The following is a 21,530-nucleotide window of genomic DNA, read 5'->3' as shown; positions in this document are numbered from 1 at the left end:
GCTGTCGGGGTGGCCAAGATCGTGGTGACCCGCTGGATTCCCGACGACGCGGTGAAGCTGCTCGCGGAGGCGGGCGACGTCGAAGTGTCGTCCGCCGACCGCCCGTTGACGACGGACGAACTGCACGGCTTCGTGGCCGGCGCGGACGCCGTCGTCGGCATGCTGCACGACCGGCTCGACGGCGCGCTGGCCGACGCCGCCGGTCCGGGGCTGAAGGTGGTCGCGAACGTCGCCGTCGGGTACGACAACGTCGACGTGCCCGCGCTGGCCGAGCGCGGGATCGTCGTCACGAACACGCCGGGCGTGCTCACCGACGCCACCGCCGACCTCGCCTTCGGCCTGCTGCTCGCCGTCACGCGGCGCCTCGGCGAAGGCGAACGGCTGTTGCGCTCGCGCACGCCGTGGTCGTTCCACCTGGGCTTCCTGCTCGGCGCCGGGCTGCAGGGCAAGACGCTCGGCATCGTCGGGTTCGGGCAGATCGGGCGCGCGATGGCGAAACGGGCGTCGGCGTTCGGGATGTCGATCGTCTACACCGGACGGTCGAAACAGGACACCGACGCCGAGTTCGTGTCGTTCGAGGAGCTGCTGGCGCGGGCGGACGTCGTTTCGCTGCACTGCCCGCTGACACCCGAGACGCGGCACCTCATCGACGCCGCCGCGTTGCGGGCCATGAAACCCGGCGCCTACCTGGTGAACACGACGCGCGGACCGGTCGTCGACGAAGCCGCGCTGGCCGACGCGCTCGAAGCCGGGGAGATCGCCGGCGCCGCGCTCGACGTGTTCGAAAAGGAACCCGAGGTCGAACCGCGGCTGCTCGGCCGCGACGACGTCGTGCTCAGCCCGCACCTCGGGTCCGCGACGGTCGAGACCCGCACCGCGATGGCCGTGCTGGCCGCCCGCAACGTCGTGGCGGTGCTCGCCGGGCGTCCGCCGCTGACGGAGGTGAAGCCGTGACCCGGGTCGTCATCGCGCCCGACAAGTTCAAGGGCAGCCTCACCGCGGTCGAGGCCGCGGAGGCGATCGCGCTCGGCGTGCGGGACGCCCTGCCGGACGCCGAAATCGTCTCCTGCCCGGTCGCCGACGGCGGCGAAGGCACCTTGGACGTGCTGGAGGCCGCGGGCGCCCGGATCGTCCGGCTGACGGTCCGCGGCCCGCTCGAAGAAGCGGTCAAAGCGCGGTACGCGGTGCTGGACGGAACCGCGTACATCGAATCAGCGCGTGCGTGCGGCATCGAGTTCGTCGAGCCGAGTCCCGCGACGGCGCTGGCCGCGCACACCTGGGGCGTCGGCGAGCTGCTCATGGACGCGCTGGTGCACGGCGCGAAACACCTCGTCCTGACGGTCGGCGGCACCGCCAGCACCGACGGCGGCGCCGGGATGCTGGGCGCGCTCGGCGCGGGCGTCCTGGACGCGTTCGGCGCGCCGGTCGGGCTCGGCGGCGGCACGCTCACGCGGGTCGCTTCGACCGAGCTGACGCCGGTGCGGGAACGGCTGGACGGCGTGCGCGTCGCCGTCGCGACCGACGTCACGAACCCCCTGCTGGGCCCGACCGGGGCGGCGGCGGTGTTCGGGCCGCAAAAGGGCGCGGGACCGTCCGAAGTGGCGCTGCTCGACGAAGCACTGGGCCGGTGGGCACACGCGTTGCAGGTGGGCGGCGCCCCGGACGTCACGCAGGTGCCGGGCGCCGGAGCCGGTGGCGGGGTCGCGGCCGCCCTGATCGCCCTCGGCGCGACGGTCGAATCCGGGTTCGACCTCATCGCCGGGCTGACCGGGGTCGACGCGGCCCTGACCGGCGCCGACCTCGTCATCACCGGCGAGGGATCGCTGGACGAGCAGAGCCTGAACGGCAAGGCCCCGGCCGGGATCGCGGACCGGGCGCGGCCCCGGGGAGTTCCGCTGCTGGCGCTGGCTGGCCGGATCCAGCTCGACGAAGCCGGGCTGGCCCGGCTCGGCGTGGTGGGCAGCAGCGCGTTGATCGACCACGCGCCCTCGCTCGACCACGCGCGCACCCACGCCGCGGAACTGCTGCGGGCGCGGGCCGCGGAACTCGTCCGGGAATGGCGGGCCCGGTAAGGGCCCCTCAAGGTCTTGAACGACTCGTTCCTGTCGTCGGACGACATGAACGAGTCGTTCAAGACACTCGGCCGCGGCGCGCCAGGCGAACGGACCTTCCACACGCCAGGAGCGAAAGGCCCGTCCGCCGCGGTCAGCTCGTGTGCTGCGGCAGCACGGCGAAGGCGACTCCGCCGGCTTCGTCCTCCTGGACGTCGAGCACCTTGTCGTCGAGCAGCGCCGCCGCCTGGGGTTCGAGGAAGACCTTCGGCCCCTCTTCGGCGCCCAGCACGCTGTCACCCTCCGCCGGTGCGGGGGCGACCGACAGCGCCAGCTGGGCGCTTTCGCCGTCGGCGTTCTGGACGGCCAGGCGCAGCCCGGCGTCGCCCTCCCCCTGACTGGTCAGAGCGGTGATCGCCTCGGCGGCGGCTTCGGTCACGGTCAGCATCTACGGCCTTCCCTTCGTCGCGGTCCGATGCACGCCCCACGCTAGGGGCGTCCGAACGGACGTGCAGTCTGAGCGGATCAGCCGCGCCGGGCCGCGCGAATGGCGTCCGCCACCGAGCCGCCGGCGTAGTCCGCCCGCTCGCCCGGGTCCGGGTCGGCGTGCCGGTGCGGCACGTCGTCGTCCGGGACCACCGCCTCGAAGTCCGGTGGCGCGTCCTCGATCGTCTCGTCGAGCTCGGCCGCCGGCGTCGCCGCGAGCGGGCGCTCCGGGACCGGCTCCGGCTCGGTGTCCGGCTCCTCCTCGGCCAGGCGCTGCCGGATCGGCTCGCCTTCGCGGATCTCGCTGGGCGTGGTGCCGTGGCGGTTCGCGGCACTCCAGTGCTCGGGCGGCTCGACGCCCTCCTCCAGCGGGTCCACGCGCAGGTCGTCCTCGTCCAGCGCCTCGCTGGGGCTCAGGCTTTGCGGTTCGGCCGAGTCTCGGTCACTCACGGGCTGTCTCCTGGCGCATCGGAAGTGTCATCTCCGATGACCTACCCGCGGGGTCGGGGAACCGAAACGCAGTGGTGTCGCGGTAATCACATTTCTTCAACCGCTTTAACACATTCACAAGTTTGTGAACGCACGGTAGGTTGGGATCATGGCCACCACCAGGTGCGCACCGGGCCACCCGCTGCTCGCCACCGACCCGGACCGGCACCACGAGCTCGGCACACACGCCGCGTGGTACGCGGTCGCCGGCGTGGTGACGACCGGCGTCCAAGCCGTCCTGTTCCTCCTGCTGCGCGACGAGCTCGGCTCCCAGGTGGCGAACCTGGTCGCGATCGCGGCCACCACGGCCGGCAACACCGAGTTCCACCGCCGCGTCACCTTCGCCGGACGGCCCAGCAACGCCGGGAAGCGGCACCTGCAGGACGTCCTCACCTTCGCCTTCTACGCCGGGTACGGCTCGGCCGTGCTGGCCCTCCTCGACGCCGTCGTCGACCGGCCGACGTCGTGGGAGGAGACCGGCACGCTGCTGCTGGCCAGCCTGGTCGGCGGGTTCGTGCGGTTCGCCGTGCTGCGGTGGTGGGTGTTCGCGCACCGCGCCGAACCGGCCACGGCCGCGCACACCGGCTAGCGTCTGCGGACGTGGCCTCGGACGACACCAAGCGGGACGACACCAAGCCGGACGGCATCCGGCCCCACGAGGGCGGCAGCGAACCGGACTACCGCTTCACGCTGGCCAACGAACGCACCTTCCTCGCCTGGCTGCGGACCGCGCTGGGCCTGCTCGCCGGCGGTGTGGCCGTGCACCAGCTGGTGCCGTCACCGGCCGCGGCGAGTGCCGTGCTCGCCGCGTTGTGCGTCGTGCTGGCCGCGGTCCTCGCCGCGACCGCGTACCCCCGCTGGCGGCGGGTGCAGATCGCGATGCGGGCCGGGGAGCCGCTGCCGCGCAGCCGGATGATCCTGGTGCTGACCGGCGGGCTGCTGACCCTGATCGTCGCCGCGGCCGTGCTGCTGGTGGTCTCGTGAACGAGCTGTCACCCAATTGCCTACGCAGCGCACACATCGCGTCGACGGCCCGGAACGCCTTCCCGGCCCGCGAACGGCTCAACCAGGACATCCGGTCTCAGTCTCCTCGCCATCGCCGAATACCGCGAGTTCGCGATTATCGCGACGTCAGAAGTACCGTCATCCGTCCTCGGATCCGGCCGTGACCGCCCCGGACGGGGCTCAGGCCGAGCGCACCGGGCTCGCCTGGCGGCGCACCGCCCTCGCGGCCGCCGCCTGCACCGTACTTCTTCTGCACTCCGCCGCCCAGCGCCATTGGGGTACTGCTTTCGTCCCCGTCGTGCTCTCCGCGGGCACATCCGCCCTGCTCGCAGCGGTGGGGACGCGCCGCGAACGGGCCTTGCGGACCGGCCGGCCGGTGGCCATGAGCCCGACACTGCCCGCGATCGCGTCGCTGGCCGTGACCGTGACTGCCGCTTCCGTGGCCGCCTTCCACTGACGGGTGAAGTCGGCACATCCTGAAAGCGATTAATCGCAATGTGCGCGGCAGGGTCGCGGGAACATCACGGTCGCTCCTGCTAACGGGGTATTGGTCGTTGAAATCTGGACTGACCCGCCAAGTGGTGCTTACGATTACCCAGCGTCGCACGGAGCGCAGGTCAACCGGGGTCTCCCGGAGCATCTGCGATGGAACAGTTACGGAGTGTTGAACCCCCGGCAGCGACGGTCGAGGGTCGGCCGGGGAGACGACTCATGACAGCACCGCCGAGGACCACCGAAGAATCCACTTCCGTCGATCGCGATTATCGCCGTCCGGAGTCATTGCCCCGGCCCAGCGGGCGACTCACCAAGGAGGACCTCGACCCCCTCGTCAAGGACGCGGGCGAGGGCAACCCGGCCGCCATCCACTCCCTGCTCCAGATGATCGAGCCGGTGGTGGTCCGCTACTGCCGGGCCCGGATGGGCGGGCGGGACCTGTCCTACCTGTCGGCCGACGACGTCGCCCAGGAAGTCTGCCTCGCCGTGCTCAAGGCCCTCCCCGACTACCAGGACCGCGGCGGCTCGTTCCTCTACCTCGTCCACGCGATCGCCGCGAACAAGGTCGCCGACGCCTACCGCGCCGTCGCCCGCGACCGCTCCGAGCCCGTCCCCGAGCTCCCGGAGCGCCCGCTGGTCGCCGGCAACGAGCCCGAGACCCACGCGCTGCACCTCGACCTCGGCGCCCGCCTGGGCAAGCTGCTCGCGTCGCTGCCCCGGGTGCAGCAGGAGATCCTCACCCTGCGCATCGCCGTCGGCTTTTCGGCCACCGAGACCGCCGAAGCGCTCGGCATCTCCGCGGGCAACGTGCGCGTGACGCAGCACCGGGCACTGACCCGGCTGCGCGGCATGATCCGCGACGAAGAGTTCTGACAGGCCATCTCAGCGGCGGGCGGGGAACCCCTCTTTTACCCCCTGGAGGAGGGGTCCCCGCCCGCATCCAAGCCGTAGGTCCGGCGGGCGTTGTGCTCGAAGACGGCCAGGCGTTCGGCGTCCGACAGCGAACCGGTCAGCGCGACGGCCGCGTCGAGCACCACCTCGTAGGACGCGGCCAGCTCGCACACCGGCCAGTCCGAGCCGAACAGCAGGCGCTCCGGGCCGAACACCGCCAGCACGTGGTCGGTGTACCGGCGCAGGTGCCCGACCTCCCAGCCCGTCCAGTCCGCCTCGGTGACGAGCCCGGACAGCTTGCACACGACGTTCTCGCGCGCGGCCAGCGCGGCCACGCCGGACGCCCACGGCTCCCAGCCACCCGCGGCGATCGGCGGCTTCGCCGCGTGGTCCAGGACCAGCCGCAGCTCCGGCAGCCGCAGTGCCACCTCCGCCGCCGCGGGCAGCTGGGCGGGACGGACCAGCAGGTCGTACGCCAGTCCCGTCGACGCCACCGCGCTCAGCCCGGCCACGATCTCCGGCCGCAGCAGCCAGTCGTCGTCCGGCTCGTTCTCCACCTGGTGCCGGACGCCCACCAAGGGGCCGCGAAGAGCGGCCAGGCGGTCCGCGACGTCGGGGGCCGCGAGATCCACCCAGCCGACCACGCCCGCGATCACCGGCTCGGCCGCCGCCGTCGCGAGGAACTCCGCCGTCTCCTCCTCCGACGACACCGTCTGCACCAGGACGGTCGCGTGCACACCGGCCGCCTTCGTCACCGCGCGCAGGTCGTCCACCGTGTACGGGCGGCGGATCGGGTCGAGGACCTCCCCCGCCATCCAGGGGTACTCCCGCCGCGAGGGGTCCCACAGGTGGTGGTGCGCGTCGATCACGAGGCTCCTCCGGCGATGACGACGTCGGCGCGCAGCAGCCCCGCGTCGATCAGTTCCTTCCAGAGCTGGAGCGGCACCGCGGCCCGGGCCCGCCGCGCGTTGACGCTCACCTGGTCCGGATCGTGCGCGCCGACGACCACCGACGCGACCGCGGGGTGCGCGATCGGCAGGGCCAGCGCCGCTTCGGGCAGCTCGACGCCGTGCCGCGCGCAGATCTCCGCGATCCGCGCGGCCCGCTCGACGAGCTCCGGCGGGGCCTCGGCGTAGTCGTAGACGCGGCCCGGCTCGGCCGTGGCCAGGATGCCGCCGTTGAACGCGCCGCCGGCCACCACCGTGACGCCGCGCTCGGCGCACAGCGGGAACAGCTCGTCCAGCGCCGGCTGGTCGAGCAGCGTGTACCGGCCGGCCACCAGCACGACGTCCAGGTCGGTCCGGCGGACGAACTCGGCGAGCATCCCCGCCTGGTTCATCCCGGCCCCGAAGGCGCCGATCACGCCCTGCTCCCGCAGGTCGCGCAGGGCCGGGAACGCGCCGCGCAGCGCGTCTTCGAAGTGCTCGTCCGGGTCGTGGACGTAGACGATGTCGACGCGGTCGAGGCCGAGCCTCGTCAGGCTGTCGTCCAGGGACCGCAGGACGCCGTCGCGGGTGAAGTCCCAGCGGCGCTTGTACGCGGCGGGGACCGCGAACCCCTGGTCGTCCCGCTCGCCGGCGCCGCCCGGGTTCGGCTCCAGCACGCGCCCGACCTTCGTCGACAGCACGAACTCGTCCCGCGGGAACGAGCGCAGTGCCGCGCCGAGCCGGGCCTCCGACAGGCCGAGGCCGTAGTGCGGCGCGGTGTCGAAGTAGCGGACGCCCTCGTCCCACGCGCGGCGCACGGTCGCCGCGGCGGTCTCGTCGCTGATCGCGTGGTAGAGGTTGCCCAGCTGCGCGCAGCCGAGCCCCAGGGGAGACAGGGAGAGTTCCAACGCCGTCACTCCTTCACCGGCAGTTCCCAGACCAGTCCGATGCCGGTGTCGTCGCCGGAGTAGTCGTCCTCGACGGCCAGCAGCTCCGCCATTCTCGCCTGCCACGGCACGTTCGCGGGATGGTCCCGCAGTGCCGCGCGCATCGCCGCGTAGTCGTCGACTTCGAGGACGTGGAAGAGGTCGAGACCGTTACGCCAGATCCGCCAGGTGCGGACGCCGGCTTCGCGCAACGCCGTGTCCAGCTCGGGCGGGATGACCGCGTGCACGGACTCGTACTCGGCCTCCTTGCCGGGCTTCAGCTTGGTGTGCAGGGCAACTCTTTGAGGTGCTGGCTGGTGGGTCATCACCACTCCTTCGCCGGGACATGGCACGCTGGGGAGCAACACCGAAACATCCGAGGTCTGCTGCAGGGAGGGCGCACCCGATGCCCGTCACCGATGTCGCGATCGACAAGATCAAGGACATGATCATCTCCGGCGAGCTGGCGCCGGGCGACCGGCTGCCGAAGGAGGCCGAGCTGGCCCAGCGGCTCGGGCTCTCGCGCAGTTCCCTGCGGGAGGCCGTGAAGGCGTTGTGCCTGATCAGGGTGCTGGACGTCCGCCAGGGCGACGGCACTTACGTCACCAGCCTCGAGCCGAACCTGCTGCTCGACGCGATGACGTTCGTGGTCGACTTCCACCGCGACGACACCGTGCTCGACTTCCTCGCCGTGCGGCGGATCCTCGAGCCGGCGGCGACCGCGCTGGCCGCGTTGCACATGAGCGACGACGACATCGCCGAGCTGGGCACCCTGCTCGGAGAGCTGGAGGACTCGCCGACCGTCGAGGCGCTGGTGGCCAACGACCTGCAGTTCCACCGCAAGATCGCCGACGGTTCCGGCAACCCCGTGCTGTGCTCGCTGCTCGACAGCCTCTCCGGGCCGACCGCCCGCGCCCGCATCTGGCGTGGCCTCACGCAGGAGGGTGCGGTCGCGAAGACCCGCGAACAGCACACGGCCATCTACGAGGCCATCGCGGCCCGCGAGCCGGAGTTGGCGCGCTCGTGGGCGACCGTGCACGTCGCGGGCGTGGAGCAGTGGCTGCGCAACGCCCTGGGCACCGCGGACGACCCGACGGCCACCGAAGAACCCACCGCCGAAGCCTCCTGACCGCATCGCCACCTCCTGGCCGTGGTCCGTGAAGGCCTCCTTACCGGCTCTAAGAGCCGGTAAGGAGGCCTTCACGGACTTGGAACGTCGGATGTTCACGGGGCGGACGGGGATCAGGTTTGGGGTTTGCCGCCTGCGTAGCGGGCGATGATCAGGGCGACCAGGATGATGGCGCCGTAGATCGCCCCCTGCCACTCCGCCGTGACGTGCGCGTAGTTCAGCAGGCTCGACACCGACGACAGCAGCAGGACGCCGGTGAGGGCGCCGACCAGGGTGCCCTTGCCGCCGTCGAGGGAGACGCCGCCGATCACCGCCGCCGCGAACACCTGCAGGATCATGCCGGACCCCTGGTTCGCGCCCAAGGCCCCGACGTAGCCCGTGTACGCGAGCCCGCCGATCGCCGCCAGGATGCCCGCGACGACGAACACCGCCCACGCGATCCGGTCGACCCGCACGCCGGCCGCCCGCGCGGCTTCGCGGTTGCCGCCGATCGCGTACAGCGCGCGGCCGACGCGGTGGTAGCGCAGCACCCAGCCGGCGACCGCGAACAGCAGCGCCGCCAGCCACACCGACATCGGCAGCCCGGCGAACGTCGTCGTCGCCAGGTTGGTGAACGAGTCGGGCAGGTTGAACAGCGTCTTGCCCTTGGTCGAGCCGACCTGGACACCCCGGAGCACGGTGAGCATGGCCAGCGTGACGATGAAGGCGTTCAGCTTCAGCTTCACGATCAGGAAGCCGTTGACGAACCCGACCAGCGCGCCGCACAGCGGGATGATCAGCAGCCCGATCGCGGCGGGCAGTTCGACGCCGAAGCCCGCCGACGCCGCCGGGATCACGACCATCGCGCCGAGCGCCGGGGCCAGGCCCATCGTCGACTCCAGCGACAGGTCGAACTTCCCGGTGATCAGCACCAGCGACTCGCCGAGCACGACCAGCGACAGCGCGGCCGACGCGGTCAGGATGCTGACGATGTTGCTCCAGCCGACGAAGGTGTCGTCGACCAGGCCGCCGATGACGAACACGACGACCAGGGCGGGCAAGAGCGCGAGTTCACGCAGCCAGACGGCTTTGCGACGCCGTGGCGGCGCGGGCAGCGAAGTCTGCGGGGAGGTCATCACGTCGGTCACGAAAGCTCGACTCCTTCGATGTCGGCCACGAGGTCGCCGTCGGACCACCCGGCCTGGTGTTCGGCGACGACGGCCCCGGCGCGCAGCACCAGGACCCGGTCGCTCAGGCGCAGGTCGTCCAGCTCGTCGCTGACGATCAGCACCGCCTTGCCTTCGGCACGCACGCGGTCCACGACCGCGAGCAGCGCCTCCTTCGACTTCACGTCCACCCCGGCGGTCGGGTTGATCAGCACGACCACCCGCGGATCGCCGATCAGGGCCCTGGCCAGCACGACCTTCTGCTGGTTGCCGCCGGACAGGTCCGACACCGGCTGCTCGGCGCTCGCGGCCACGATGTCGTAGTCGGCGAGCGCCTGCGAAGCCCGTGCGAACCGGGTCCGCGGTGACGCGATCCCGCCGCGGCCGAGTTTGTCCAAAATGGACATCGTGGCGTTGTCCGCGATCGAGTGGTCCAGCACGAGGCCTTCGTGGTGCCGGTCGCGCGGCACGCAGCCGATCCCGGCCCGCAGCGCCGCCGGGATGTCGCCCGGGGGCAGCGGGACGCCGTCGACGCGGACCGTGCCCGCGGACGGCGTCCGCAGGCCGTAGACCGTCTCGGCGACCTGGTGCTTCCCGCTGGCGTTGCTGCCCGCGAGACCCACCACTTCACCGCGGCGCAGGCGGAAGGAGACGTCCCGGAAACCGTCGCCGGACAGCCCGTCGACCGCGAGGATCTCCGGGGCGTCCGCTTCGAGGGACTCCCGCGTCGCGGCGTCGCGGACGGACAGGCCGCCCGGCTCGCCCGTCATCGCGTCGACCAGCGCGGCCTTGCCGACCTCGGACACCGGCGCGGTGAGGATGTGCTTCGCGTCGCGAAGGACCGTGACGGCCTGGCACACCTCGTAGACCTCGTGCAGGTGGTGCGAGATGAACAGGAACGTCACCCCGCCCGCCTGCATCTGGCGCATCCGCTCGAAGAGCCGCTCGATGGCCTGGCTGTCCAGCTGCGCGGTCGGCTCGTCGAGGACGATGAACCGGGCGCCGTAGGACAGCGCGCGGGCGATCTCGACGAACTGCCGGTCCTCGACCGACAGCTCGCCGGCCGGGGTGTCGACGTCGACGTGCACGTCCCACGAGTCGAGCAGCTCGCGGGCCTTGCGCCGCAGTGTCTTCCAGCCGATCGCGAACGAGCCGCCCGCCTGCCGGTTGAGGAACAGGTTCTCGGCGACGGTGAGCTGCGGGACGACCATCGCGTGCTGGTACACGCAGGCGACGCGCGCCTTCCAGTCGTCCTGTCTGGACAGCGGCGGGGCCGGCTCGCCGCCGAACTCGACGTGCCCGGTGTCCGTGGCGGACAGGCCGGTGAGGATGGAGACGAGCGTCGACTTGCCGGCCCCGTTGCGCCCGACGAGCGCGTGCGACTCGCCGGGGTGGACGGTGAGGCTGACGTCGTGCAGCGCCACGGTCGGGCCGTAGCGCTTGCCGACCCCTACCGCGCTGACCACCGGGACGGCGGATTCGCCGGCGGGCAGCGCGGTCACAGGTTGTTCCCCCAGAGGGCCTTGTCGTCCACGTTGGCCTTGGTGATGACCGGCGCGGGCAGCTGGTCCTCGAGGATGCCGGGGCTGATCTCGACGATGGTGCTGTCGTGGTCGGTCGGGCCCGGCTTGAACGTCTCGCCCGCCATGGCCTTCTTCAGCCAGTACAGGCCGTACTTCGCGTAGGCGTCGGCCGGCTGGGACACGGTGGCGTCCAGCTCGCCGTTGCGGATCGCGGCCAGCTCCTGCGGGATGCCGTCGTTGGAGACGAGCACGATGTGCTTCGGGTCGCCGACCGGGAAGAACAGGTTCTTGCGCTTGAGGGCCTGCTCGGTCGGGGCCAGGTAGACGCCGCCGGCCTGCATGTAGACGCCCTTGATGTCCGGGTTCGCGGTCAGCATGCTGTCGAGGCCGGCGGACGCCTTGTCGGCCTTCCACTCGGCCGGGATCTCCAGCACCTGGATGCCCGGGTACTTCTGCTTCATGCAGTCGCGGAAGGCTTCCGAGCGGTCGCGGCCGTTGACCGAGGCGAGGTCGCCCATGATCTGCACGACCTTGCCGGACTTGACCTTCTCGCCGATCGCGTCGCACGCCTTGGTGCCGTAGGCCTTGTTGTCGGCCCGGACGACCATGGCGACCTTGCCGCTCTCGGGGGCGACGTCGACCGCGACCACCGGGACGCCCTTGTTCTCCGCCTGCTTGAGCCCGGCGACGATGGCCGCGGAGTCCAGCGGCGTCACGACCAGGCCCTTGACGCCCTGGTTGAGGAAGGTGCCGATGTCGGTGATCAGCTTCGCGGGGTCGCTGTCGGCGTTGACCGTCGGGAGGACGTCGACGCCCTCTTCCTTGGCCATCTTCGGCACGTAGTTGTTGTAGGCCTGCCAGAACGGCGAGGTCAGCAGGGGCAGCGTCGCGCCGACCTTGCCGCCCGGGTTGCCGCCGCCGGCGGCCGGCGCCGACGCATTGTCCTTAGTGGACCCGCAGGCGGCCAGTACCAGGCCGCAGACGGCGGCCGTGGCGGCCACCTTGATCACCTTCGTGCGCACAGCATCCTCCTTGATGACGGCGGGGAATCAAGTCTTATCGGGGTTGAACGGGGCCGCGAGGACGCAGGCCGTACATGCCACCGTCGACCGCGAGGGCGGTGCCGGTGGTCGAGGCGGAAAGCGGGCTGGCGAGGTAGGCGATGGCGTTCGCGACCTCGCCGGCGGTGACCAGCCTGCCCATCGGCTGGCGTGCCGCGAGGGCCGCGCGTTCGGCCGCCGGGTCTTCGGCGGCGTCGAGCAGCCGGCCCACCCAGGGGGTGTCCGCCGTTCCGGGGCACACGCAGTTGACGCGGATCCGGTCGGGCAGGTGGTCGGTCGCCATGGCCAGGGTCAGCGAGAGCACCGCGCCCTTGCTGGCCGAGTAGAGCGCGCGGTTGGGCAGGCCGGCCCAGGCCGCGATGGAGCAGGTGTTGACGATCGCCGCGGCCGGCGAGTTCTTGAGGTGCGGCAGCGCGGCGCGCGCCACCCGGACCATGCCGACGACGTTGACGTCGAACACGCGGTGCCATTCGTCGTCGTCGTTGGCCGCGACGTCGCCCTGCGCGCCGATCCCGGCGTTGTTCACCAGGATGTCGAGACGCCCGAAGCGTTCCACGACGGCGTCGATCGCTTCGCGGACTTCCTGGTCAGAGGAGACGTCGCAGCGGAAGCCGTCGTCGTCCGGTTTCAAGTCCAGCACCGCCACCTGCGCGCCGCGTTCGGCGAGCAGGGTCGCGGCGGCGTGGCCGATGCCCGAGGCGCCTCCGGTGACGGCGGCCACCAGGCCCTCGAATTCACTCACTTGCGGTCTCCGTCCACTCGGGACCGTCCGGGAACCGGAAGCGGCGCAGCGTGGCGTCGTGCATGCGCGCGGAGAACCCGGGGGCGGTCGGGGCGAGGTAGCGGCCGCGCTCGACGACGGCCGGGTCGGTGAAGTGCTCGTGCAGGTGGTCGACCCACTCGATCGAGCGGTCCTCGTCGGTGCCGGACACCGCCACGAAGTCGAACATCGACAGGTGCCGCACGAGCTCGCAGAGCCCGACGCCGCCGGCGTGCGGGCACACCGGCACACCGAACTTCGCCGCCAGCAGCAGGATCGCCAGGTTTTCGTTGAACCCGCCGACGCGGGCCGCGTCCAGCTGCAGCACCGAAATCGCGTCCGCCTGCAGCAGCTGCTTGAAGATCACGCGGTTCTGGACGTGCTCGCCGGTGGCGATCTTGATCGGCGCGAGGGCCTTCGCGATCGCCGCGTGCCCGAGGATGTCGTCCGGGGAGGTCGGCTCCTCGATCCAGTACGGGTCGTAGGGCGCGAGCGCGGTCATCCAGGTGACCGCGGTGGAGACGTCCCAGCGCTGGTTGGCGTCGACGGCGATCCGGACTCCCCCGCCGACGGTCTCGCGGGCGAGCTTCATGCGCCGGACGTCGTCCTCGAGGTTGCCGCCGACCTTGAGCTTGATCATCTCGAAACCGTCCGAGACGGCTTGTTCGGCCAGCCGGACGAGCTTCGCGTCCGCGTACCCGAGCCAGCCGGGTGACGTGCTGTAGGCGCGGTAGCCGTGCTCTTCGAGCTGCTTCACCCGCTCGGCGCGGCCGGGCTCGGCGCGGCGGAGGATCTCCAGGGCTTCCGCTTCGGTGAGCGCGTCGCTCAGGTACCGGAAGTCCACGAGACTGACCAGGTCTTCGGGCGTCATGCGGGCCGCGAACTTCCAGACCGGGAGGTTGGCGCAGCGCGCGGCGAGGTCCCAGGCGGCGTTGACGACCGCGCCGACCGCCATGTGCGCCACGCCCTTTTCCGGGCCCAGCCAGCGGAACTGCGAGTCGCCGACGAGCGTGCGCGACAGGTCGCCGAGCGCGGCCGCGTCCTGGGGGATCTCCCGGCCGACGACGTGCGGCGCGAGCGCGCGGATCGCGGCGGCCTGGACGTCGTTGCCGCGGCCGATGGTGAACGCGAGGCCGTAGCCGTCCGGGCCGCCGTCGGAGTGCAGGACGACGTAGGCGGCGGAGTAGTCCGGGTCGGGGTTCATGGCGTCCGAGCCGTCCAGCTCCCGGGAGGTCGGGAACCGGACGTCGAGCACCTCCATGCCGATGATCTTCGCCATGGTCAGGCCTGCCTCGCGGTCTGGCGCTGCCGCCCGAGGCCGTCGATCTCCAGCTCGACGACGTCGCCGTCGCGCAGGTAGGGCTTGGGGTCGGGGTGCCCGAGCGCGACGCCTTCGGGGGTGCCGGTGTTGATCAGGTCTCCGGGCCGCAGCACCATCACCTGGCTGAGGTAGTGGACGATCTCGGCCACGGTGAAGATCATGTCCTTGGTGGTCGAGTCCTGCTTCTTCTCGCCGTTGACCCACAGCCGCAGGCCGAGGTCCTGCGGGTCGGGCACCTCGCTCGCCGGGACCAGGGCCGGGCCGAGTGGGTTGAAGTTCTCGCAGGACTTGCCCTTGTCCCACTGGCCGCCGCGGTGCAGCTGGAACTCGCGCTCGGAGACGTCGTTCGAGACGACGTACCCGGCGACGCACTCCAGGGCCTCCTCGACGCTGTCGAGGTACCGCGCGGTCTTGCCGATGACGACGCCGAGCTCGACCTCCCAGTCGGTGCTGACCGACTTGCGCGGGATGAGGACGTCGTCGGCCGGGCCGACCACGACGTCCGGCGCCTTCATGAACACGACCGGTTCGGCCGGGATGGGCGCGTTCGTCTCTTCGGCGTGGCGCCGGTAGTTCAGGCCGATGCAGACGACCTTGCCGGGCTGGGCGATGGGCGCGCCCACGCGCAGACCTTCGGTTTCGGCCTTGGGCAGCTCCCCGGCGGCGAGCGCGGCGGCCGCGCGCGCGACGCCGTCCGCGGCGAGGAAGCCGCCGTCGATGTCGGCGGTCAGGCCGCCCAGCTCGTAGGTCGTGCCGTCGTCGGCACGCACGAACGGACGCTCACTTCCCGGCTCCCCGAGGCGCACTAGCTGCACGGATATTCCCTTCACCCACACCGACCAGACATCCGATGTATATCGCAGTAGTGACCGCCGATCCAGACCTGTAGCGGAATCGGTCGGAAAATTGATCGGATCAGTCCTGGCTCACTGCCGGGGCGACCACGGCGTGTAACGGATCACAGCCGGAATAGCCCCGGCCGCGTCGTCGCTGGTCCCGGTCAGGGACAGGAGGACGCGGATGACCACCACGGCGGAACGTACCGCCCCGGGCCGGCGGGCGCGGCTGAAGTTCGTCCTGGTCCTGGGCGGGCTCACGGCCTTCGGGCCACTGTCGATCGACATGTACCTGCCCGCGCTGCCGCGGATGGCGCAGGACCTGCACGCGGCGGACGCCACCGTGCAGCTGACGCTCAGCGCGTTCATCGTGGGACTGGCGCTGGGCCAGCTGGTGATGGGCCCGCTGTCGGACGCGTGGGGCCGCCGCCGTCCGCTGCTGGCGGGGCTGGTGCTGTACGTCGTGGGCTCGGTGCTGTGCGCGGTCAGCCCCGACGCGTGGCTGCTGGTCGCGGCGCGCCTGGTGCAGTCCCTCGGCGCGGCGGCGGGCATCGTGATCGCCCGCGCGACGGTGCGCGACCTGTTCTCCGGCACGGCGATGACGAAATTCTTCTCGACGTTGATGCTGGTCAGCGGCCTGGCCCCGATCCTGGCCCCGCTGATCGGCGGCCAGCTGCTGAACTGGACGTCCTGGCGCGGGGTGTTCGTCGTGCTGACGGCGTTCGGGGCGCTGCTGCTGGCCGTGGTCGCGTTCTCCCTGCCGGAACCTTCGCGGGTCCGCTCGCCTCTCCGGCTCGGCCCGGTGATGCGGACCTACGGGCGGCTGGCGCTGGACCGGTCGTTCGCGGGCTACGCGCTGGCGTCGGGACTGCTGTTCGCGTCGATGTTCGCCTACATCTCGGGATCGTCGTTCGCGCTGCAGGGGGTGTACGGGCTCAGCCCGCAGGCGTACAGCGTGGTGTTCGGGGCGAACGGCGTCGGCATCGTGCTGGCGGGCCAGCTCAACGGCCGCCTGGTGGGGCGGATCCCCGAGCGTGCGCTGCTTCTTTCCGGCTTGCTGCTGGGTGTGCTCGGCGGGGCTTCGGTGCTGGTTTCGGTGGTGTTCCGGGCGCCTTTGGTCTTGCTGCTGGTGTCGTTGTTCCTGCTGGTGTCGAGCATCGGGCTGGTGATGCCGAACGCGAGTTCCCTGGCGCTGGCTTCGCACGCGCGGTCCGCGGGGGCGGCTTCGGCGTTGCTGGGGGTGCTGCAGTTCGTGGTGGGCGCGGTGGCGACGCCGTTGGTCGGCCTGGGCGGACCGGGAACGGCGCTGCCGATGGCGGTGACCATGGCGGGGTTCGCTTTGCTGGCGTTGACGGCTTTCCTGGCGCTGACGCGTCGTTCCGAGCAGCTGCCGGGTCAGCCCGCCGGCCGGGCCGCATAACCCGGGAAGCCACACCAGTCCGCGCGGTCGAACGCCTGCGGGTGGTCGATGATTTCGCGGACCCGCCGCGCCCAGGTCACGAGCCAGGCGTCAGCCGACTGCCGGGCAACCCGCGCGGCGTCTAGGAACTGCTTCTTGTCCGGAGTGTGGCCGACCATGCAGTAGAGGCTCCCGAGCAGGGTCTCGCGGGCCCGGGCCGGACAACCCGGATCGCCGACCAGCTCCAGCAGAAGCGGCAGGTGCTCGAGTTCGGCGACCAGCAAGTCCCAGTCCTGGGACGGCTGATCTGCGCCGCTGTACGCCCAGGCGCGGATGCTGTCCGCGGTCGGGTAAAACGCTTCGTCGTCGACCGGCACCGCGTCCATGGCGCCATCCTCGCACGGCGATCAGACCAGCGAAGCCAGCTCCGCCGTCTTGAGCTGGCTCACCAGCCGCTCGACCTCGTCGACACGACGGCCAGGCCGGGCGGAGTCGATGCCGGCCGGCTTGCCCCTGACCGACCTCATGAGCGCCGCGGGCCTGGGCCGCGAAAACGTCCCGCTGCGTCGACCTCACTCGATAAGGTGACGCCGTGGTCGACAGCGGCGAGACGGAGCAGTCAGCGCGGATCGTGGAGATCTACACCGACGGCGCGTGCAGCCCCAATCCCGGCCCCGGTGGCTGGGGTGCCGTGCTGCGTTACGGCGTCCACGAAAAGGAGCTCCGCGGCGGCGAGGCCACCGAAACCACCAACAACCGCATGGAACTGACTGCCCCGATCATGGCGCTGGAAAGCCTGAAACGGCCGATGGCGGTACGGCTCCACACCGACAGTGCCTACGTGTGCGACGGCATCACCAAGTGGCTGGGCCGGTGGAAGGACAACGGCTGGAGAACGTCCGGGAAGACTCCGGTCAAGAACGCCGACCTGTGGCAGCGACTGGCCGCGGCCGCCGAGCGGCACGAGGTGGAATGGGTGTGGGTCAAGGGACACGCCGGACACCCGGAAAACGAACGCGCGGACCGGTTGGCGGTCGGCGCACTCGAGGAGATCACCGGGACAACCGTCGTTCAACCATCACGACGAACCATCACACCGCGCCCCCAGCGACCCGACCCCGTCCCTGCCCGACGCTGCCGCGAGGTCACCCGCAAAGGCCTGCCCTGCCCGAACAACGCCCGCCCGTCCGGCCTGTGTCACCTGCACGATCCGGCCGTCCAGTGCGGGGCACCGAAACGCGATGGCCGGCGGTGCACGACCGCGACCGGCGGCGGGCCGTGCCCGAAACACCAGCCGCGGACCAGCGCAGAACCCGGCCTCTTCGGCTGAGCGCAGGACGACTCGGCGCGGCCGCCGGAACCGGCTCAAACCAGCGAAGCCAGCTCCGCCGTCTTGAGCTGGTCCGCGGTCACCGTCGCGCGGCCGTCCACCAAGGCGCCCAACGCGTCGCCGTCGTCCCACATGTTCACGTTCATCGCCGCCGCCACCCGGCCCTCGCGCAGCCAGAACGCCGTGAACTCGCGGGAGGCCAGGTCTCCGCGGACCACCAGCTCGTCCGAGGCCGGGTCCGCCAAGCCGCGGTACTCGCAGCCCAGGTCGTACTGGTCGGTGAAGAAATACGGCGAGGCCAGGAACGGCTCGTTCTCCCCCAGCAGGTTCCGCGCCACGTGCGCGCCCTGGTCCTTCGCGTTCGCCCAGTGCTCCACGCGGATCCGCCGGCCGTAGCGGGGGTGGAAGTGGGCCGCGATGTCGCCCACCGCGTAGACGTCGGGGGCCGCCGTGCGGAGGCTCGCGTCCACCGCCACCCCTCCGTTCTCCGACAGCTCCAGGCCCGCCGCGTGGGCCAGCTCCACCCGGGGTGCCGCGCCGACCGCGACCAGGACCACGTCCGCCGTCAGCTCCTCTCCGCCCGCCAACCGGACTCCGCGGACGCCGTCCGGGCCGCCCGTGATCTCCGCGACCTGCTCTCCCAGGCGGTAGTGCACGCCGTTCGCGACGTGGAGGTCCCGGAACACCCCGCCGACCGTCTCGCCGACCACGTTCGCCAGGGGCACCGGCACCGGGTCGACGACCGTCACGTCCGCGTTGTGCGTCCGCGCCGCCGCGGCCGCTTCGGAGCCGATCCAGCCCGCGCCGACGATCACCACCCGCTCCGCCGCCGCGAACGCCGATCGCAGCTTCAGCGCGTCGTCGAGCGTCCTCAGCGTGTACAGCCCGGGGAGGTCGCCGCCGGGGACCGGCAGGGTCCGCGGCCGGGAACCGGTCGCCAGCACCAGGCGGTCGTAGCGGTGCTCGCCGCCCGCGTCGTCCAGCACCAGGCGCGCGCCCAGCTCGATCCGGGTGGCCGTGACACCGGGAGTGAACCGGATGTCGTGCTCTCCGTAGTACTTCTCCTCGTGCACCCAGTCGGGCTCGTCGGTGTTGCCCAGCAGCACGCCCTTCGACAGCGGCGGCAGCTCGTACGGACGGCGCGGATCGGAGCCCATCAGCAGGACTTCGCCGGTGTAGCCGCGTTCGCGCAGAGCGGCGGCGGCGGACGCCCCGCCGAGACCCGCACCGACGACGACGATCTTCCGCGGCTCCGACATCCCAGACCTCCCACCACGACGACGAGTCGGTGCGGACGGTACTCCCGAAACAGCCCCGACACGACCGGGGGATACGCCGGAAATCCGCGAAGCGCAAGAGAAAACTCACGAGTAGGCAGATCGGGTGAACGCGCGTCATAGCGCCGCCGGGGTCCGCTCCCACCCTCGCACGGAGCACGACGGCGACAAGGGAACACGACAAGGGAATCGGAGGGCGGCGACCATGAGTCGGGGCGAGTGGTCGATCGGCTGCCGGGATCTGGCCGGCAGGCGCAGGGACGTGACGGTGTTCGTCAGCAACGACAAGGTGGTGCTGGTCGCGCCGCCGGGCGAGGCGGCCGTACTCGGGCCGCTCGACGTCGGACGGCTGCGAGCCGCCCTGCGTGACGCCGTCGTCGCGACGGCCGACGAGACGGAAAGCTGACAACTACCGTTCCTACTTATCAGTAGGTTAGAGTCGGGCCCGAGGAGAAGGGACCGGCCATGACGACCTACTTCGTGACGGGCGCGACGGGATTCATCGGAAAACGCCTGGTCGAACGCCTGTTGCGGCGGCCGGAGACGTCCGCGGTGTACGCGCTGGTGCGGGAGACTTCCCGTGCGCGCCTGGCCGTCGCGGACAAGCTGCACCCGGTGGTCGGCGATCTCGCCGAACCCCGGCTCGGTGTCGATCCCGCCGGACTGCCCCGGCTCGACCACGTCGTCCACCTGGGCGCGGTCTACGACCTCACCGCCGGCGAGGAGGCCAACCGGCGCGCCAACGTCGAAGGCACCCGCCACCTGCTCGCCTTCGCCGCCACCGCGCGGGCCGGGCTGGTGCACCACGTGTCGTCGATCGCCGTCGCGGGCGACCACGCCGGGCGGTTCACCGAAACCGACTTCGACCTCGGCCAGCGCTTCGGCTCGCCGTACCACGCGACGAAGTTCGAGGCCGAAAAGCTCGTTCGCGAGCAGGCCCTGCCCTACCGCGTCTACCGGCCCTCGGTGGTCGTCGGCGACTCGCGCACCGGCGAGATGGACAAGATCGACGGGCCCTACTACTTCCTGGCCGCCCTCTCGCGGCTGGCCGCGCTGCCCCGGCACCTCCCGCTGGCCGCGCCCGGCCTCGGGGCGACGAACCTGGTGCCGGTCGACTACGTCGTCGAAGCGATGGACCACCTGATGCACCGGGACGCGCCGTCCGGGACGACGTACCACCTCGCCGCCCCGCACCCGCAGTCGCTCACCTCCGTCTACAACGCCTTCGCGCGCGCCGCGGGCGCTCCGGCGATCCGGGCTGTGCTGCCGGACGCGGTCCGCCGGGTGGGCGCCGGCCTCGCGCACGCGGCGGCGAAGAGCGTCGACCGCGTGCCCGGCGGCCGGGCCACACGCGCCGCCGTGCTCGCGGAACTGGGCATCCCCCTCGAAGTTCTGCCGCACCTGACCACGGACGTCGTCTTCGACACCGCGCGCACCCGGACGGCGTTGTTCGGCAGCGGCATCGAGCTGCCGCAGCTGCGGGACTACGCGGCACCGCTGTACCGGTACTGGCAGGCCCACCTCGACCCCGACCGCGCGCGCCGCGGGCACGGCCTCGCCGGGCGCACGGTGCTCGTCACCGGCGCGTCGTCGGGGATCGGCCGGGCATCGGCGCTCGCCATCGCCCGCAAGGGCGCCAAGGTCGTCCTCGTGGCCCGCCGGGCCGGCGAGCTGGACGAAGTGCGGCGCGAAATCATCGCGGCCGGCGGCACCGCCGCGGCGTACCCGTGCGACCTGACCGACGGCGACGCCGTCGACGCGCTGGTCAAGGACGTGCTCGGCGACCACGGTGCGGTCGACGTGCTGGTGAACAACGCCGGCCGGTCGATCCGCCGCTCGGTTTCGCTCTCCACCGAAAGGTTCCACGACTACGAGCGCACGATGGCCGTCAACTACTTCGGCCCGGTGCGGCTGATCCTCGGCTTCCTGCCGTCGATGACCGCGCGGCGGTTCGGCCACGTCGTCAACGTCACCACCCAGGGCCTGCAGACCGACACCCCGCGCTTCTCCGCGTACCTGGCCTCGAAGGCGGCGCTGGAGGAGTTCGGGCTGACGGCCGGGCGCGAGACGCTCTCGGACGGCGTCACGTTCACCTCGGTGCGGATGCCGCTGGTGCGGACGCCGATGATCGCGCCGACCGGGTACCGCGGGATCCCGTCGAGCAGCCCGGAACGCGCGGCCGCGCTCGTGGTGAAGGCGTGCGAGGAGCGGCCGGAAGTCCTCAGCCTGCCCGAAGGCCGCGCCGCCGAGCTGGCGACACTCGCCGTGCCGCGGCTCGCCCGGTTCGCCGCGCACCTCGCCTACCGGGCGATGCCGGAATCCGCCCCGGAGACCCGCGGCCTGCCCCGCTCGCCCGCGCCGGCGTCGATCGCGGCGGCGGTGACCCGCCTGATCTGGCGCCGCCGCGCCTGATCGCCGCGAATTCCGCCGAAACGCTGGCACCGGGGCAACGGTACTTCTACCCTCGCGCGAGTCCCGTA

General features: G+C 71.7%; 23 protein-coding genes and 1 pseudogene. 11 read left to right on the top strand and 13 right to left on the bottom strand.

Annotation, left to right across the window (positions count from 1 at the left end; translation table 11 throughout):
• Window positions 1-9 precede the first annotated feature (9 nt).
• Together AB0G28_RS03855 and AB0G28_RS03850 are read left to right on the top strand one after the other, a co-directional pair.
• On the top strand, window positions 10-954 hold the full coding sequence (locus AB0G28_RS03855; RefSeq protein ID WP_361082664.1) for a D-glycerate dehydrogenase: 945 nt from the start codon (window positions 10-12) through the stop codon (window positions 952-954).
• Entirely contained in the window at window positions 951-2,072 is a 1,122-nt protein-coding gene (locus AB0G28_RS03850) for a glycerate kinase (protein WP_361082662.1), read from the top strand. Before AB0G28_RS03855 ends, AB0G28_RS03850 begins: the two co-directional genes overlap by 4 nt.
• 133 nt (window positions 2,073-2,205) lie before the next feature.
• Here AB0G28_RS03850 and AB0G28_RS03845 read toward each other — a convergent pair whose 3' ends face one another.
• Entirely contained in the window at window positions 2,206-2,499 is a 294-nt protein-coding gene (locus AB0G28_RS03845) for an iron-sulfur cluster biosynthesis family protein (RefSeq protein ID WP_361082661.1), read from the bottom strand.
• A 77-nt stretch (window positions 2,500-2,576) separates the two neighbouring features.
• Complete coding sequence (locus tag AB0G28_RS03840; RefSeq protein WP_361082659.1) at window positions 2,577-2,987, bottom strand: hypothetical protein; 411 nt, start codon at window positions 2,985-2,987, stop codon at window positions 2,577-2,579.
• A 148-nt stretch (window positions 2,988-3,135) separates the two neighbouring features.
• On the opposite strand from AB0G28_RS03840, the gene AB0G28_RS03835 reads away from it, so the two are divergent.
• From AB0G28_RS03835 to shbA, 4 genes are all read left to right on the top strand, one after another.
• On the top strand, window positions 3,136-3,615 hold the full coding sequence (locus tag AB0G28_RS03835; RefSeq protein ID WP_361082657.1) for a GtrA family protein: 480 nt from the start codon (window positions 3,136-3,138) through the stop codon (window positions 3,613-3,615).
• Between the two features lie 11 nt (window positions 3,616-3,626).
• Window positions 3,627-4,010 (top strand): DUF202 domain-containing protein, encoded by a 384-nt coding sequence (locus AB0G28_RS03830; protein WP_361082655.1) that lies wholly within the window; start codon window positions 3,627-3,629, stop codon window positions 4,008-4,010.
• Between the two features lie 181 nt (window positions 4,011-4,191).
• Window positions 4,192-4,488: a DUF202 domain-containing protein gene (locus tag AB0G28_RS03825; protein WP_361082653.1), complete on the top strand. Its 297-nt coding sequence runs from the start codon at window positions 4,192-4,194 to the stop codon at window positions 4,486-4,488.
• 254 nt (window positions 4,489-4,742) lie between these two features.
• Window positions 4,743-5,399 (top strand): RNA polymerase sigma factor ShbA, encoded by a 657-nt coding sequence (gene shbA / locus AB0G28_RS03820; RefSeq protein ID WP_361082651.1) that lies wholly within the window; start codon window positions 4,743-4,745, stop codon window positions 5,397-5,399.
• 35 nt (window positions 5,400-5,434) lie between these two features.
• Here shbA and AB0G28_RS03815 read toward each other — a convergent pair whose 3' ends face one another.
• From AB0G28_RS03815 to AB0G28_RS03805, 3 genes are read right to left on the bottom strand one after another with little or no spacing between them, the layout of a single operon-like run.
• A complete protein-coding gene (locus AB0G28_RS03815) occupies window positions 5,435-6,286 on the bottom strand; it encodes an amidohydrolase family protein (RefSeq protein WP_361082649.1) in 852 nt (283 codons plus the stop codon).
• A complete protein-coding gene (locus AB0G28_RS03810) occupies window positions 6,283-7,251 on the bottom strand; it encodes an aldo/keto reductase (RefSeq protein WP_361082647.1) in 969 nt (322 codons plus the stop codon). The genes AB0G28_RS03815 and AB0G28_RS03810 overlap by 4 nt, the downstream gene beginning before the upstream one ends.
• Window positions 7,252-7,256: 5 nt before the next feature.
• Complete coding sequence (locus AB0G28_RS03805; RefSeq protein ID WP_361082646.1) at window positions 7,257-7,595, bottom strand: L-rhamnose mutarotase; 339 nt, start codon at window positions 7,593-7,595, stop codon at window positions 7,257-7,259.
• Window positions 7,596-7,675: 80 nt separating this feature from the next.
• On the opposite strand from AB0G28_RS03805, the gene AB0G28_RS03800 reads away from it, so the two are divergent.
• Window positions 7,676-8,398 carry a FadR/GntR family transcriptional regulator gene (locus AB0G28_RS03800; protein WP_361082645.1) on the top strand — a complete coding sequence of 241 codons (723 nt, stop codon included), beginning with the start codon at window positions 7,676-7,678 and terminating at the stop codon, window positions 8,396-8,398.
• 113 nt (window positions 8,399-8,511) lie between these two features.
• Here AB0G28_RS03800 and AB0G28_RS03795 read toward each other — a convergent pair whose 3' ends face one another.
• The 6 genes from AB0G28_RS03795 to AB0G28_RS03770 are packed head-to-tail and all read right to left on the bottom strand — an operon-like array spanning window position 8,512 to window position 15,023.
• Window positions 8,512-9,525 carry an ABC transporter permease gene (locus tag AB0G28_RS03795; RefSeq protein WP_361082643.1) on the bottom strand — a complete coding sequence of 338 codons (1,014 nt, stop codon included), beginning with the start codon at window positions 9,523-9,525 and terminating at the stop codon, window positions 8,512-8,514.
• Window positions 9,522-11,045, bottom strand: coding sequence for a sugar ABC transporter ATP-binding protein (locus tag AB0G28_RS03790; protein ID WP_361082641.1), 1,524 nt, complete (start codon window positions 11,043-11,045; stop codon window positions 9,522-9,524). Before AB0G28_RS03790 ends, AB0G28_RS03795 begins: the two co-directional genes overlap by 4 nt.
• Window positions 11,042-12,076: a sugar ABC transporter substrate-binding protein gene (locus tag AB0G28_RS03785; RefSeq protein WP_361083137.1), complete on the bottom strand. Its 1,035-nt coding sequence runs from the start codon at window positions 12,074-12,076 to the stop codon at window positions 11,042-11,044. The genes AB0G28_RS03790 and AB0G28_RS03785 overlap by 4 nt, the downstream gene beginning before the upstream one ends.
• Before the next feature lie 46 nt (window positions 12,077-12,122).
• The gene (locus AB0G28_RS03780; protein ID WP_361082639.1) at window positions 12,123-12,869 is read right to left on the bottom strand and encodes an SDR family oxidoreductase; all 747 of its coding nucleotides are present in this window, start codon (window positions 12,867-12,869) and stop codon (window positions 12,123-12,125) included.
• Window positions 12,862-14,166, bottom strand: coding sequence for an enolase C-terminal domain-like protein (locus tag AB0G28_RS03775; RefSeq protein ID WP_361082637.1), 1,305 nt, complete (start codon window positions 14,164-14,166; stop codon window positions 12,862-12,864). The genes AB0G28_RS03780 and AB0G28_RS03775 overlap by 8 nt, the downstream gene beginning before the upstream one ends.
• A 2-nt stretch (window positions 14,167-14,168) precedes the next feature.
• On the bottom strand, window positions 14,169-15,023 hold the full coding sequence (locus AB0G28_RS03770) for a fumarylacetoacetate hydrolase family protein (protein WP_361082635.1): 855 nt from the start codon (window positions 15,021-15,023) through the stop codon (window positions 14,169-14,171).
• Window positions 15,024-15,228: 205 nt separating this feature from the next.
• Here AB0G28_RS03770 and AB0G28_RS03765 point away from each other — a divergent pair, with 205 nt between their 5' ends.
• Window positions 15,229-16,464: a multidrug effflux MFS transporter gene (locus AB0G28_RS03765; protein ID WP_361082633.1), complete on the top strand. Its 1,236-nt coding sequence runs from the start codon at window positions 15,229-15,231 to the stop codon at window positions 16,462-16,464.
• Here the strand turns inward: AB0G28_RS03765 and AB0G28_RS03760 are convergent.
• Window positions 16,440-16,829: a hypothetical protein gene (locus AB0G28_RS03760; RefSeq protein ID WP_361082631.1), complete on the bottom strand. Its 390-nt coding sequence runs from the start codon at window positions 16,827-16,829 to the stop codon at window positions 16,440-16,442. The genes AB0G28_RS03765 and AB0G28_RS03760 overlap by 25 nt on opposite strands.
• Before the next feature lie 242 nt (window positions 16,830-17,071).
• Between AB0G28_RS03760 and rnhA the strand changes: the two are divergent.
• Window positions 17,072-17,494 (top strand): annotated as a pseudogene (gene rnhA / locus AB0G28_RS03755) (ribonuclease HI); the annotation flags it as partial.
• A 314-nt stretch (window positions 17,495-17,808) separates the two neighbouring features.
• Here rnhA and AB0G28_RS03750 read toward each other — a convergent pair.
• Window positions 17,809-19,032, bottom strand: a complete 1,224-nt coding sequence (locus AB0G28_RS03750) for an FAD-dependent oxidoreductase (RefSeq protein WP_361082629.1) — start codon at window positions 19,030-19,032, stop codon at window positions 17,809-17,811.
• 223 nt (window positions 19,033-19,255) lie between these two features.
• Here AB0G28_RS03750 and AB0G28_RS03745 point away from each other — a divergent pair, with 223 nt between their 5' ends.
• Window positions 19,256-19,456 carry a hypothetical protein gene (locus AB0G28_RS03745; protein ID WP_348948192.1) on the top strand — a complete coding sequence of 67 codons (201 nt, stop codon included), beginning with the start codon at window positions 19,256-19,258 and terminating at the stop codon, window positions 19,454-19,456.
• 59 nt (window positions 19,457-19,515) lie between these two features.
• The gene (locus tag AB0G28_RS03740) at window positions 19,516-21,462 is read left to right on the top strand and encodes an SDR family oxidoreductase (RefSeq protein ID WP_361082627.1); all 1,947 of its coding nucleotides are present in this window, start codon (window positions 19,516-19,518) and stop codon (window positions 21,460-21,462) included.
• The last annotated feature ends 68 nt before the right edge of the window (window positions 21,463-21,530 follow it).

Source organism: Amycolatopsis sp. NPDC021455 (assembly GCF_040640995.1).
Taxonomy (GTDB): domain Bacteria; phylum Actinomycetota; class Actinomycetes; order Mycobacteriales; family Pseudonocardiaceae; genus Amycolatopsis.
The sequence above is the reverse complement of the archived record's forward strand: the minus strand, read 5'-3'. Positions and strand labels throughout refer to the sequence as shown.